Source organism: Kocuria sp. CH-021, assembly GCF_049716185.1.
In the GTDB taxonomy this organism is placed as follows: domain Bacteria; phylum Actinomycetota; class Actinomycetes; order Actinomycetales; family Micrococcaceae; genus Kocuria; species Kocuria cellulosilytica.
In genome coordinates this window covers 217,219-230,702 of sequence record NZ_JBNAFK010000003.1, presented here as the reverse complement: position 1 = coordinate 230,702, position 13,484 = coordinate 217,219, and the positions used below count along the sequence as shown (strand labels likewise).

Here is a 13,484-nt window from a genome sequence, read left to right as displayed (position 1 = left end):
TCTCAGGCCAGGACCTGCCGCCTCGCCGAGATGACCCCGGTGTTGAAGCCGGCCAGGTGGAGCCCGCCGTGGAAGCGGGCGTGCTCGATCTTCACGCAGCGGTCCATGACCACCGTGAGCCCGCCCTCCTCGGCGATCCGCGCGGCCTCCTCGTGCCAGGAGCCCAGCTGCAGCCACAGCGTCCTGGCCCCGACGGCCACCGCGTCGCGGGCCACGTCCGGGAGGTCGTCGTGGCGCCGGAACGCGTCGACCACGTCGGGGACCTCCGGCAGGTCCGCCAGCGACGGGTAGACCGGCCGGCCCATGATCTCCCGCAGCACCGGGTTGACGAAGTACACCCGGTACGGCGAGGACGACAGCAGGTAGGTCGAGACGAAGTAGGAGGCGCGGGAGGGCTTGTCGGAGGCCCCCACGATGGCGATCGACTCGGTGCCGTGCAGGATCTTCAGCCGCTCGGGGGCGCTCGGCCCCGTCCAGGTGCGGGTCTCGGCGGTCATCGGAGCACTCCTTCGGCGGTCGGTGCGGACTCCCGGGAGAGCCCGGTCGCCGCGGAGAGGGCCTGGTCCAGGTCCCAGAGGATGTCCTCGACGTCCTCGAGGCCCACCGACAGGCGGATGAGGTCCTCCCGCACCCCGGCCCGCAGCAGCTGCTCGGCGCTCAGCTGCTGGTGGGTGGTCGAGGCCGGGTGCAGGACGAGGGTGCGGGCGTCGCCGATGTTGGCCAGGTGGCTGGCCAGCTGCAGGTTCTCGATGAAGCGGGCGCCGACCTCCCGTCCGCCGAGCCGCTCGGTGGGGGAGACCCCGAACGCGAACACGGCGCCCGGGCCGAGGGGCAGGTACTTCTGCGCCCGGTCGTGGTGGGGATGGCTCGGCAGCCCCGCCCAGTCGACGTAGGAGACGCGCGGGTCCTCCTCCAGCCAGCGCGCGACGACGTGCGCGTTGGCCAGGTGCGCGTCCATCCGCTGCGGCAGCGTCTCGACGCCCTGGAGCAGGTTCCACGCGGACTGGGGCGCCAGGGCGGGGCCGATGTCCCGCAGCTGCTCGGTGCGCAGCCTGGTCAGGAACCCGTACTCCCCGAAGTTCCCCCACCAGGTGACGTCGTTGTACGTCGGCACCGGCTCGGTCATGGACGGGAAGTTGCCGTTCGCCCAGTCGAAGCGGCCGGACTCGACGACGACGCCGCCCAGCGTGGTGCCGTGGCCGCCCAGGAACTTGGTCGCCGAGTGGATGACGATGTCCGCCCCGTGCTCGAACGGGCGGATCAGGTAGGGCGGGGTCATCGTCGAGTCGACGACGAGCGGGACGCCGGCCTCGTGCGCGACCGCGGCGAGGCCCTCCAGGTCGGCGATCTCCCCGGACGGGTTGGCCACGACCTCCGTGTAGACGGCCTTCGTCCCCGGGCGCACGGCGGCCCGGTAGTCGGCGGGGTCCGTGCCCGGGACGAACGTGGTCTCGATGCCGAAGCGGCGCAGGGTGACGTCCAGCTGGGTGACCGTCCCCCCGTAGAGCTGCGCGGAGGCCACGATGTGGTCCCCGGCCTGGGCAAGGGCGGCGAACACGAGGAACTCGGCGGACATCCCGGAGGCGGTGGCCACGGCGCCGATGCCGCCCTCGAGGGAGGCGATGCGCTCCTCGAACGCCGCGACGGTCGGGTTGCCGATGCGGGAGTAGATGTTGCCGTACTTCTGCAGGGCGAACAGGTTGGCGGCGTCGTCGGCGTCCTTGAAGACGAACGAGCTGGTCTGGTAGATCGGGACCGCGCGGGCGCCGTGCTCGGCGTCGGGGGTGCCCCCGGCGTGCAGGGCGCGGGTGCGGAACCCGAACTGGTGGTCGGCCATGGGGAGAACTCCTCGTGCGAGTGGTGCCGCTGGACGGTCCCGGGCGGAGACGGACCCGGGCGAGCGGTCCGGGGGTGCGCTGCTCCATCGGTCCTGGCGGTAGCACCGTGCGGTCTGCGACGTCGACCACGGTTGCTGCGGCGTCGTCGATCCAGGTCTCTCGGCCGCTCGGGATGGCTGCCTCCCATTGTGCTGCCCCGGGCGGCCCCGCGCCAACCGGGCGCACGCTCCGCCGTGCGGCGTCCGGCCGGCCCCGCGGCGGCGGCCGGCCGGACGTGCACGAGAACCGGTCAGATCACCAGGCCCAGCGCGAACGGGCCGATCAGCACGGTGAAGATCGTGATCAGGATGACGCCCACGATGTTGAGCACCACGCCGCCGCGCACCATCTCGGCGATCTTGACCTGGCCGGTGGCGAAGACGATGGCGTTGGGCGGGGTGCCCACCGGCAGCATGAACGCGCACGTGGCCGCCAGCGCCGCCGGGATGAGCAGCGTCATGGGGTCCACCCCGATCCCGACGGCGACCCCGCCCAGGATCGGGATGAACGTGGCGGCCGTGGCGGTGTTGGACGTGATCTCGGTCAGGAGCAGCACGATCAGCACGACCGCGGCCAGCAGCAGCACGATCGGCAGCGCGCCCAGCCCGCTGACCTGCTCGCCGAACCAGGCGTCCAGGCCCGTGCCGGCCACGGCGGCGGCCAGGGACAGGCCGCCGCCGAAGAGCAGGAGCACGCCCCAGGGCAGGCCCTCCTCGGCGTCGTTCCACTCCAGGGTCATGTTCCCCTGCTTGTCGCCGGGGAGCAGGAAGAGCAGCACGCCGGCGCCGATGGCGACCACCGTGTCGTCGAAGAGGTCCAGCCAGGGCAGCTGCTCGCCGATGTCGCCGATCCCGGAGAGCAGCCCCGGGACGATCCAGAAGAACGCCGCGGTCACGAACACGCCCAGCACGATCTTCTCGCCCTGGCTCATCGGGCCGAGGGCGGCGATCTCCTCGTTGATCAGCTCCTTGCCGCCCGGCACCTCGTCGAGGTGGAAGCGGAAGATGACGCGGGTGATGATCAGCCACGCGAGCCCGATGAAGACGATCACGATGGGCACGCCGAGCATCATCCACTGCGCGAAGCCCACGGTCCGGCCCAGCTCCTCGCTGATGTAGCCGGCGACGATCGCGTTGGGCGGGGAGCCCAGCAGCGTGCCCAGGCCGCCGATGGTGGCCGCCCAGGCGATCGCCAGGACCAGGGCCACGCCGAACAGGCGCACGTCGCGGTCGTCGATGACGTCGCTGATGGCCTTGCCGGAGCGGATGTCCTCACCCATGGCCCCGGCCTCCGCCCGGGTGCCGGCGTGCCTGCTGTTCTCGACCACCAGGGTCAGCACGGACAGGCCGATGGGCAGCATCATCAACGTGGTGGCCGTGTTGGACACCCACATCGACAGGAAGGCCGTGGAGATCATCAGGCCCAGGATGATCTGGCGGGGGTGGGTGCCCACGCGGTGCAGGGTGAGCAGTGCGATCCGGCGGTGCAGGTTCCACTTCTGCATGGCGATCGCGATCAGGAAGCCGCCCAGGAACAGGAACACGATCGGGTTGGCGTAGGGCGCCGTGACCTCGGAGACCTCGAGGGCCGTGAGCACCGGGAAGAGCACGATCGGCAGCAGCGAGGTGATCGACAGCGGCACCGCCTCGGTCATCCACCAGACCGCCATCAGCGCGGCGACGGCGCCCACGATCCGGGCGTCGGCCGAGACCTCCGCGCCGTCGAGCAGGAACCAGACCAGCAGGGCCAGGAGCACGCCGAGGCCGCGGTAGAGCCAGGTCCTGCCGGGGGCGCGAGCGGGGTCGCGGTCCTCCGGCTCGTAGTCGAACTCTCCCTGTTCGGGGACGATGTTGCCGGGGCGCTCGCTCATGTGATCCACCTCACGGGTCTCGAGGACGTGCCCGAAAAGTAGCAGTCACCTCCCCGCGCGGCAAGACACGCCGCGCGGGGTCACCGCGGACCCGGCGCGTCCCCGCCCCGGCGCGGGAAGCGGTTGCGCAGGTACTCCTGCGCCACCGCGGAGAGGTTCTCGACCGGCAGCCCGGCCGGGCAGACCTCCACGCAGTCGCCGAGCAGGGAGCAGGGGCCGAACTGCTCCTCCGCCGCGTCGATCACCTTGGCCGAGCGCTCCCGGCGCTCGGCGTCGTCCTTGGCCAGCGGCGGCAGCTCCTTGAGCATCGTGCCCACGAAGAGCTGGCCGGAGCCGTTGGGGCAGGACGCCACGCACGCCCCGCAGCTGATGCAGCCGCCGTTGGCCAGTGCCTTCATCGCCACCGGGAACTTCCCGGCCTTCGCCACCAGGCGCAGCGCCTTCTTGTCCACGGAGAGGTCCTGCTTGACCGGGAAGGAGGACGCCCGCAGGGGCTCGATGCGCACCCGGTCCCCGTCCCGGTAGGCGCCCAGGTGCTGCATGCAGCTCGCGGCGTTGCGCTCGGGTCCGTGCGCCACGCCGTCGACCGTCACCCCGCACTTGCCGCAGATCCCCTCGCGGCAGCCGTCGTCGAAGACCACCGGGTCCTCGCCGGCGGCCTCCAGCTGCGCGTTGATCCGGTCGAGCAGCTCGAGCACGGTCATCTCCGGGCTCGCGTCCGGGACGTCGTAGGCCGTGAAATCCCCGGGCTCCTCCGGGGAGGGCTGGCGCCACACGTCCACGGTCAGGGAGAAGGTGCTCACTCGCTCGGGTCCTTGTCGTCTCGTCGGGGGTCGTCTCGTGTTCGTTCGCCGGCAGGTGCCCGATCCCGCGGCAGGCCGTTCCGCAGGAGGTCGCCCCGCCGGCGGGGGAGGGCGGCCACGGGGCTCAGCGCACCGCGCGGGTCAGCACGGCCACGGGGATCGTGGTGTTGCCGGCGGCCACGGCGGCGCCGAAGGCGTTCGCGGCGATCCGCAGCCGCCGCTGGAACCGCTGGTCCCCGGGCACGCCGACGTCGTTGGCGATCTCCGGGATGCCGTGCACCAGGTGGGCGGCCAGCGCCGCCATGGACACGGCGTACGCCGCGGCCACGGGCGGCCGCGAGAGGCTGGCCACGAGGTTGCCGTAGGCGCTGCCGTGCGCGAAGCCCCGGGCCGCGGCGGGTCGGGCGCCCAGGGTCAGGTCGAGGACGTGGAAGGCCGTGAACAGCCCGAGCACGCCGCCCGTGCTGCGCATCGAGCGCTTCGCCACCGCCCAGGGGGAGCGACGGCGCCCCCGCGGGCGCCGGCCGGCGCGCGGCAGCAGCGTCCCGTTCGCCGCCCAGGACCGCGCGGTGAGCACCGCGGCGGCGCCGACGTGGACGAGCAGACCGGTGGCCAGCACGCCGCGTGCCACCCAGAGCACGGTGCCGCGCGGCAGCACGGGGGCGCCGGCGGTGCGGAGGAACGCGGCGTAGGCGTTGAACTTCTCCTCGCCCTGGTAGACCTTCAGGTTCCCGAGCAGGTGCACCAGGACGTAGGCCGAGAACAGGGCGCCGGAGCCGGCCATCGCGAGCTTGAGCTCGGTGTTCGGCAGCCCGGGCAGCAGCCCGGCCGGTGCGGGGCGGCCGGTTCCTGCGGGGCGGGGGGTGTCGTTCACGGCATTCATCCTAGGGGCGGTGCGGACTGGGACGTCACAAGTCTCAACGTCCTTGCGGAGCGGGTCGCGGGCCGTCACCCGGCGTCGCCGTGCTCCTACCGCCGTGCGGCCAGGACCTCGGCGATGTGCTCCAGCGCCTCCTCGTTCTGCAGGGAGGACCGGTCGCCCAGCGGCGCCCCCTCCCACAGCTGCGCGAGCAGGCGCCGGGTGATCTTTCCGGAGCGCGTCTTCGGCAGGTCCGGGACGGCCACGACCGCCCTGGGCTTGGCGATGGGGCCGATCTCGTGCGCCACGTGCTCCCGCAGCGCCGCGGTCAGCTCGTCCGCCGGGACGCGGGCGGCCTCGGGGGCCAGCACCACGTAGGCGAGCACCGCGTGGCCGGTCAGCTCGTCGCGCACCGGCGCGGCACCGGCCTCGACCACCCACGGGTGGGTGACGAGCGCCGACTCGATCTCGATGGTGGACAGCCGGTGCCCGGAGACGTTGATGACGTCGTCGACCCGCCCCAGGATGTAGATGTCCCCCTCCTCGTCGCAGCGGGCGCCGTCCCCGGCCAGGAACCAGCCCTGCTCGGCGTAGGCCTGCCAGTAGGAGGAGAGGTAGCGCTGCGGGTCGCCCCACACGGTGCGGGCCATCGAGGGGCCGGTCCGGTCCACCACCACGAAGCCCTGCACCCCGGGCGGGACCGGCTCCCCGGCCTCGTCCACCACGCGGGTGGAGATCCCCGGGACCGCCCGGGTGGCGCAGCCCGGCTTCAGGGCGGTGTGCGGCGCTCCGTCGTCGAACGTCCCCGGGGGCGCGAACTGCGGGTCGTGCGGGCGGGGGGACATCACGGTGGCGCCCGTCTCGGACTGCCACCACGTGTCCACGAACGGCACCTCGTCCCGGCCCAGCTGGGCGCGCAGCCAGCGCCACGCCTCCGGGTTGATCGACTCCCCCACGGAGCCGAGCAGCCGGACGGAGTTGAGGTTGTAGAGCGGCGGCACGCCCTTCGGGAACGCCCCCATCAGGGAGCGGATCAGCGTGGGCGCCGTGTAGTAGGCGGTGACCCCGTAGCGCTCGATCACCTCGAAGTGCCGGCCCCAGTGCGGCGTGTTCGGGGTGCCCTCGTAGATCACCTCGGACACGCCGTTGACCAGGGGCCCGTAGATCTCGTAGGTGTGCGCGGTGACCCACGCGAGGTCGGCGGTGCACCAGTGGACGGTCGAGTCCACCTTCGCGGGGTCGTTGACGGTCGCCAGCTCGTCCGGGCGCAGTTCGCCGTCCTCGTCCTCGACGTCGGGCAGCAGGTCGAACAGCAGGGCGTGGGTGTAGGCGGCCTGCACGAGGTAGCCGCCCATCGTGTGCACCAGGCCCTTGGGCCTGCCGGTGGTCCCGGAGGTGTAGATGATGAACAGCGGCGTCTCGGCGTCGAACGCCTGGGGCTCGTGCACGTCGGACTGCTCGGCGACCAGCTCGTGCCACCACACGTCGCGCCCGCGCGTCCACGGGACGGCGTCCTCGTCCTTGGAGTGCGTCCCCCGGGTGCCCCGCGGCAGGTCCGTGCGGCCCGGCCGGGAGGTGCGGCGGACGACGACGACGTGCTCGATCGCGTTGTCGCCGCCGCAGGCCTCGTCCGCGACGGCCTTCACGGGCACCACGGCCCCGCGCCGGTGCTGCCCGTCCGTGGTCACGAGGACCTTGGCGCCGGTGTCCTCGACGCGGAACCGCAGCGCCTCGGCGGAGAACCCGCCGAAGACCAGCGAGTGCACCGCCCCGATGCGGGCGCAGGCCAGCGTGATGATGACGGTCTCCGGGATGACCGGGAGGTAGATCACCACCCGGTCGCCCTGCTCCACGCCGAGGGCGAGCAGGGCGTTGGCGGCGCGGGAGACCTCCCGCTGCAGGTCGGCGTAGGTGTAGACCAGCCGGTCCCCGGGCTCGCCCTCGAAGTACAGGGCCACGTGGGCGCCGCGGCCGGCCTCGACGTGGCGGTCCACGCAGTTGTGGGCCACGTTGAGCTTCCCGCCCTCGAACCACGCGATCTCGGGGACCGACCAGGTGGGGCTGCCCTGCTCGTCCTCGCCGATCCGCCGCGGCTGCTCGAAACGGTGGGCCGTCCGCCACGGCTCGGCCCAGTCGAGCCGGGAGGCCTGGCCCTCCCAGAAGGCGATCCGGGCCTCGTCGGAGACGAGCGCGGGATTGGGGGTGGGGGAGGAGGGGTTGCTCCAGCTGAAGCTCACGGTGCTGCGGTCCTTTCCTGGCTGCACGGACGACGGTTCCACGGTGCCGGGCGCATGGGTCAGGCCCATTTCCGCACGGCCCACTTCTCGAACACGCCCAGCAGGGCGTCCGAGAGCTTGCCGAGCACCGCGAGCAGGACGATCGCCAGCAGCAGGCGGTCGGTGCGCCCGTTGTTCTGCGAGTCGGTGAGCAGCCAGCCCAGGCCCATGGAGGCGCCCAGGAGCTCGGCGGCCACGAGGAACAGCCAGGCCTGGGCCAGCGCCAGGCGCAGCCCCGAGATGACCGAGGGCATGACGGCCGGCAGCTGGACCGTGGTGAGCAGGCGCAGCCCGTGGAGCCCGAAGGCCCGCGCCGCCTCGATGAGGTTGCGGTCCACGTGCTGCAGGGCCGCGGAGACGGTGGTGTAGACGGGGAAGAACGCGCCGATGGCCACCAGCGTGACCTTGGAGTCCTCGCCGAGGCCGATCCACAGCAGCAGCAGCGGCACCCACGCCAGGGACGGCACCGCCCGGAACGCCCCGATGGTGGGACCCACCAGCGTGGAGCCCCACCGGGAGAGGCCGATGAAGGACCCGGCCATGAGGCCGAGCCCGGCCCCGAGCAGGAAGCCGATCAGCACCCGCTGGCTCGAGATGCCCACGTGGGTCCAGAGGTCCCCGCCGGCCAGCAGGCCGATCCCGGCCTCGAGCACCGCGAGCGGAGCCGGCAGCTGCACGGCGCTGAACACCCCGGCGGCGGACAGCACGTGCCACAGGACCAGCAGCGCCGCGGGCAGCAGCAGGCCCAGCGCGGCGCGCAGCAGCGGCCGCCGCCGGGTGGCCGTCGCGGCCGCGGGTGCGTCCTCGGGGCGCTCCGTCTCCTGGGCGGGCGTCAGCGGCTGCGTCATTGCCGGCCCTCGATCAGCTCGGCCGCGCGGGAGGCGTCGGCGTCCTCGGCGTAGGAGCTCTCCACGAGGCTTGTGAGCGCCTCGTCGATCTGCTCCTGGTCGGCGACGTCGTCGGAGTCGACGAAGATCGGCCCGACCTTCTCGAGGACCGCCAGCTGCTCGTCCCCGGGCACGTGGTCGATGTCCAGGTTGGTGCGCTCGAGCACCGCCTCCGCCACGGAGAGCTCGATCCCGGCCGCCTCGGACAGCAGCTGCGCCGTCTCCGCGGAGTTCTCCTGCGCCCACTCCCGGGCGTAGGCGTAGACGTCCACCACGGTCTGGGCGGCCTCGGGCTGCTCCTCGAGGAAGTTCTCGTGGGCGTTCAGGAAGCCGTACGTGTTGAAGTCGACGTTGCGGTAGAACAGCTCCGCGCCGTTCTCCTCCGCGGCGGCCATGATCGGGTCGAGCCCCGCCCAGGCGTCCACCTGGCCGTTCTCCAGGGCGGCGCGCCCGTCGGCGTGCTGCAGGTTCTGGACCGTGACGTCCTCGGCGGCCACCCCGGCCTCGTCGAGGGCCTGGAGCAGGAAGAAGTAGGGGTCGGTGCCCTTGGTCGCGGCCACGGTGCGGCCCTCGAGGTCCGTGACCTCCTGCACCCCGGTGCCGGGGGCGGTGACCAGGGCGGACCACTCCGGCTGCGAGTAGAGGTCGATCACCTGGATGGGGGTGCCGTTGCTGCGGGCCAGCAGCGCCGCGGAGCCCGCGGTGGAGCCGATGTCCACGGCCTCCGCGCGCAGCGCCTCGTTGGCCTTGTTCGACCCGGCGGACTGCACCCACTCCACCTCGGTGCCCTCCGCGGCGAAGGCGGCCTCGAGCCAGCCCTTCTCCTTGATCACCACGGAGAGCGGGTTGTAGGTGGCCCAGTCCACGCGGACGGTGCCGCCCCCGGCGGCCTGCGCGGGGGCCTCGCCGGAGCCCTCGCCCGCCATGCACCCGGTCAGGCCGAGGGCCAGGACGGCGGCGAGCGCGGGGACGGTGCGGACGGAACGGTGGAACAGGGGCATGGCGGGGCCTTTCGTGGTGGGCGGACGGGGCGGACGGGGCGGACGGGGCGGTCGGCGCGGGCGGGCGCCGCCGCCGGTCCTGCGAGCAGAGCGGGAGGAGCGGGAGCGGGCCGCGTCAGCGGGCCGCGGGGTGGTGGACGTCGACGCCCAGGTGGCCGAGGAGCTGCACGCGCAGCCCGGCGAGGACCTCGGAGGCCCGGTCCCGGGGGCGTTCGCCGGGGACCGTGAGGACCGTGCTGATCGAGGCGGGAGCGGTGGGCCCGGTCCGGCCCAGGACCACGATCCGGTCCGCGAGCTGCAGCGCCTCGTCGACGTCGTGGGTGACGAGCAGGACGGTGGTGGGCTGGGCCGCGTGGACGGTGAGCAGCAGGTCCTGCATCTGCAGGCGGGTCAGGGCGTCGAGCGCGCCGAAGGGCTCGTCGAGCAGCAGGACCCCCGGGTTGCGCGCCAGGGCCCGGGCCAGGGACGCGCGCTGGGCCATGCCGCCGGAGATCGCGCGGGGACGGTGGCCCGCGTGCGCGGTGAGCCCGACCAGGCGCAGCAGGTCGTCGATCACGGCGTCCCCCTCGTCCCGGGGGAGCCCGCGGGGCAGGCCCAGGCGGACGTTCTCGCGCACGGAGCGCCACGGCAGCAGGCGGGGCTCCTGGAAGGCGACCGCGCAGCGCGGGTCGATCCCGGACACGGGGGTGCCGTCGATGAGCACCCGGCCCGCCGAGGCGGTGTCGAGGCCCGCGGCGGCCCGCAGCAGGGTGGACTTGCCGCAGCCCGAGGGCCCGAGGACCGCCAGGACCTCGCCGGGCCGGGCCGTGACGTCGACGTCCTGCAGGACGTGGTGCGTCTCGCGGCCGGCCGGGAACGCCTTGCCGACGTGCTCGAAGGCCACGGAGAAGGCGCGCTTCGACGGGTTCGGGGCGGCGGGCGGCGCAGGGCTCAGCAGAGAAGTGCTCATGATCAACTCCATCGGTCCTGGCATTAGCACCTCGCACGGGGGATCAGGCGGATCCGTGCCGGTTGCTGCGACGTCGACGAGCCAGGTCTCTCAGCCGCTCCGGATGGTTACGGGCCCATTGAACGTCCTCGGCGTGTCCCCTGGCAAATCCGTCGCATCCGCGGGCGTCGCGACACATCGCTGGCCCGAGGGTCCTCCGTGCCCCACCATGGACCCATGACGAGCCGCAGAACCCCGGTCCGGGCGGATCTGGTGCGCGACGCCTTCGCGGCGTTCGGCGCGGTCCTCGACGGGCTCGGCGACGACGACTCCTGGGCCGCCACGGGGTGCACGGGCTGGTCGGTCCGGGACCTGGTCCAGCACTGCACGACGGACGCGCTGCAGGGGCTGGTCGCCCTGCACACGCCCACGACCGCCCGCCCGGACCGGGACGCCGCGACCTACTGGACGGACTGGGGCGGCGATCCCGCGGCGGCCGCCGAGCAGCGGCGCCGCGCCCGTGTGGCCGGGTCCATGGTGCTGGACTGGGACCCGGTGCGGGAGCTCCACCGCGAGGCCACCCGGGCGCTCGTGCACGCGGCGGAGCACTGCGGCGGCGGCGCGGTCCGCACCGAGGGCCACGTGCTGCGCGTCGAGGACCTGCTGAGCACCCTCGCGGTGGAGGCCACGGTGCACCACCTGGACCTGATCCGGCACCTGGACGGCTCCCCGGGCCCCGCCGCGGACGGGCTCGCCGAGGTCCGCCGGGTGCTCACCGACCTGTGGGAGCGGGAACCGCTCGGGCACTGGAGCGACGAGCACTTCGCCCGTGTGGGCACCGGCCGGGCCGGGCTGACCGCCCAGGAGCGCACGGAGCTGGGTGCGCACGCGGACCGCCTGCCCCTCTTCTCCTGACCCCTCCCCCCTGCTCCTCCTCCTGCGCGAGGTTGCATCTGTCGGCGACCGACGCGCCGTCGGTCGCCGACAGGTGCACTCTCGCGCGGTGGTCCTGGCTCCACAGCCCGGTGTCCACGCGGTCCGCCGCCCCCGGCGGGCTGTTGAGTCGTGCCATGCCCGCACCGCGACCCGTTCCCGCCCCGCTCCTGCCCGGTCCGTTCACGGCCGCCGAGGCCGACGCCCTGGGCGTCACCGACTCCCAGCGTCGCGGTCTGCGCTACCGCACCCTCTCCCGCGGCGTGCACGAGGTCGTCCGGCACGGACCCGGGACCGACGTCGAGGGCGCGGCGCGCAGCGCGGTTCTCGCCGGCGCCCGCCCCGTGCTCGCGCTGACCCCGGGCGGTGCGCTCAGCCATGCGAGCGCCGGGATCGTCTGGAACCTCCGGCTGCCGCGGCGGCTGCAGGACGTCGCGCCGATCCACATCACCCGCGCCGACGACGGGGTGCCGCCCAGACGCCGTGGGGTGGCCGGGCACCACGCGGACCTCGCTCCGTGGGAGACCGTGCGCGTGGCGGGCGTCGAAGTGACGGTCCCGGTGCGGACACTGCTGGACCTGGCCCCGGTGCTGGGCCCGGACGAGCTGGTGGTCTGCGTCGACGGCGCCGTCTGCGAGCACCGTCACGGCCTGCGGAGCGGCGTCCCTCCTCTGCTGCCGAAAGCCGAGCTGATGCGGCTGCTCGTCCGGTACACAGGGCGGCGGGGCGTGCGCAGGCTCCGGATCGCCGCAGAGCTGTCCGCACAGGGTGCGGACTCGGCCCCGGAGACCCGGCTCCGCCTGCTGCTGCGGCAGCACGGGATCGGGGAGGTGGAGACCGACCGCCGGATCGTCGCCCCCGACGGCACGGAGGTCCTGCCGGACCTCGCGGTCGAGTCCGCCCGGGTCAGCATCCAGTACGAGGGCGCCCACCACGACCGCGCCGGCCAGCGCGAGATCGACATCCGGCGTCAGCGCCGCACGGAGGCCGCGGGCTGGACCGAGGTCCGCATCACCCACCGTGACCTCGTGGAGGACGTGGTGACGCCGTGCGGCACCGTGCCGCGCGCGGTGGCTCTCGTGCGGGCGGCGATCCGCGGCCGTCCCGTGCCCTAACCCCGCACGAGAGACCCCCGCGAAGGCCCCCGTGCGAGCACCCGCGAGTACCCGCCGCGCGAGGTTGCCGGTGTCGGCGACCGGACACGCCGCGGTCGCCGACACCGGCAACCTCGCGGGAAAGCAGGAGGGTGGGAGAGCGGGAAAGCAGGAGGGTGGGAGAGCGGGAAAGCAGGAGGGTGGGAGAGCGGGAGAGCGGAGAAGCAGGAGAGCGGCGTCAGGGGTCGTGCGGGGGAGGGCGCCGTGCCAGGCTGGTGCCATGACCCGAAACGACCCCGCCGTCATCGACCGCCTCATGACCCGGCCCGGCCGGTGGGCCGTGGTGGGGCTGACCGGCAACACGGCCCGTCCGGCCCACTCGGTGGCGAAGCAGATCCGGGACGACCTCGGCATGACGATCGTCCCGGTGAACCCGAAGGGCGAGCCGGTGCACGGCGAGCCCGGCTTCCGCACCCTCGCCGAGGTCCCGGGGCCGATCGACGTGGTGGACTGCTTCGTCAACTCCCGCCGCGTCGGCGCGGTCGTGGACCAGGCCATCGCCGCGGGCGCCGCGGCGGTGTGGCTGCAGCTCGGCGTCGTCGACGAGGACGCGGCCGCCCGGGCGGAGCAGGCCGGCCTCGAGGTGGTCATGGACACCTGCCCCCTGATCGAGCTCCGCGTCCGGCTCCGGCGGGGCTGGACCCTGGACCCGGGCCGGACCCCGCCGCTCGCCCCGCCCGCCTGAGCCGCCCGGCCGATCCGTCGGACCGAACCGGCCGACCGAACCGGCCGACCGAACCGGCCGACCGAACCGTCGGACCGAACCGTCGGACCGACCCGGCCGACCGAACCGTCGGACCGACCCGGCCGACCGAACCGGTCCGGCCGAACCGTCCCCTGGCCTGCGCCGTGGTGCGCGGTCCGGCTTGCGCCGGGTGCCGGGCGACCCGCTAAGC

Annotated in this window: 12 protein-coding genes and 2 riboswitches; of the genes, 3 read left to right on the top strand and 9 right to left on the bottom strand. The window is 73.8% G+C overall.

The window, feature by feature from the left end; genetic code table 11:
* Positions 1-2 precede the first annotated feature (2 nt).
* The 9 genes from ACPYN7_RS03585 to ACPYN7_RS03545 form a co-directional block, all read right to left on the bottom strand.
* Positions 3-497, bottom strand: a complete 495-nt coding sequence (locus ACPYN7_RS03585; RefSeq protein ID WP_424346709.1) for a CoA-binding protein — start codon at positions 495-497, stop codon at positions 3-5.
* Positions 494-1,837 (bottom strand): O-acetylhomoserine aminocarboxypropyltransferase/cysteine synthase family protein, encoded by a 1,344-nt coding sequence (locus tag ACPYN7_RS03580; protein WP_424346708.1) that lies wholly within the window; start codon positions 1,835-1,837, stop codon positions 494-496. The genes ACPYN7_RS03585 and ACPYN7_RS03580 overlap by 4 nt, the downstream gene beginning before the upstream one ends.
* Before the next feature lie 81 nt (positions 1,838-1,918).
* A riboswitch (SAM riboswitch) is annotated at positions 1,919-2,017 on the bottom strand.
* A gap of 110 nt (positions 2,018-2,127) precedes the next feature.
* Positions 2,128-3,747, bottom strand: coding sequence for an SLC13 family permease (locus tag ACPYN7_RS03575; protein WP_424346707.1), 1,620 nt, complete (start codon positions 3,745-3,747; stop codon positions 2,128-2,130).
* Positions 3,748-3,827: 80 nt separating this feature from the next.
* On the bottom strand, positions 3,828-4,550 hold the full coding sequence (locus tag ACPYN7_RS03570) for a succinate dehydrogenase/fumarate reductase iron-sulfur subunit (RefSeq protein ID WP_424346706.1): 723 nt from the start codon (positions 4,548-4,550) through the stop codon (positions 3,828-3,830).
* Positions 4,551-4,674: 124 nt separating this feature from the next.
* Positions 4,675-5,433 (bottom strand): succinate dehydrogenase, encoded by a 759-nt coding sequence (locus ACPYN7_RS03565; protein ID WP_424346705.1) that lies wholly within the window; start codon positions 5,431-5,433, stop codon positions 4,675-4,677.
* A gap of 86 nt (positions 5,434-5,519) precedes the next feature.
* Complete coding sequence (locus ACPYN7_RS03560) at positions 5,520-7,646, bottom strand: AMP-binding protein (protein WP_424346704.1); 2,127 nt, start codon at positions 7,644-7,646, stop codon at positions 5,520-5,522.
* Between the two features lie 59 nt (positions 7,647-7,705).
* The gene (locus ACPYN7_RS03555; protein WP_058873850.1) at positions 7,706-8,533 is read right to left on the bottom strand and encodes an ABC transporter permease; all 828 of its coding nucleotides are present in this window, start codon (positions 8,531-8,533) and stop codon (positions 7,706-7,708) included.
* Complete coding sequence (locus ACPYN7_RS03550; RefSeq protein WP_424346703.1) at positions 8,530-9,573, bottom strand: aliphatic sulfonate ABC transporter substrate-binding protein; 1,044 nt, start codon at positions 9,571-9,573, stop codon at positions 8,530-8,532. The genes ACPYN7_RS03555 and ACPYN7_RS03550 overlap by 4 nt, the downstream gene beginning before the upstream one ends.
* Before the next feature lie 115 nt (positions 9,574-9,688).
* Positions 9,689-10,522 carry an ABC transporter ATP-binding protein gene (locus ACPYN7_RS03545; RefSeq protein ID WP_424346702.1) on the bottom strand — a complete coding sequence of 278 codons (834 nt, stop codon included), beginning with the start codon at positions 10,520-10,522 and terminating at the stop codon, positions 9,689-9,691.
* A gap of 5 nt (positions 10,523-10,527) precedes the next feature.
* A riboswitch (SAM riboswitch) is annotated at positions 10,528-10,632 on the bottom strand.
* Positions 10,633-10,738: 106 nt separating this feature from the next.
* Between ACPYN7_RS03545 and ACPYN7_RS03540 the strand changes: the two genes are divergently transcribed.
* From ACPYN7_RS03540 to ACPYN7_RS03530, 3 genes are all read left to right on the top strand, one after another.
* The gene (locus tag ACPYN7_RS03540; RefSeq protein ID WP_424346701.1) at positions 10,739-11,416 is read left to right on the top strand and encodes a maleylpyruvate isomerase N-terminal domain-containing protein; all 678 of its coding nucleotides are present in this window, start codon (positions 10,739-10,741) and stop codon (positions 11,414-11,416) included.
* 155 nt (positions 11,417-11,571) lie between these two features.
* Entirely contained in the window at positions 11,572-12,549 is a 978-nt protein-coding gene (locus ACPYN7_RS03535; RefSeq protein ID WP_424346700.1) for a hypothetical protein, read from the top strand.
* A gap of 259 nt (positions 12,550-12,808) precedes the next feature.
* Positions 12,809-13,273, top strand: a complete 465-nt coding sequence (locus ACPYN7_RS03530; RefSeq protein ID WP_058873854.1) for a CoA-binding protein — start codon at positions 12,809-12,811, stop codon at positions 13,271-13,273.
* Positions 13,274-13,484: the final 211 nt, after the last annotated feature.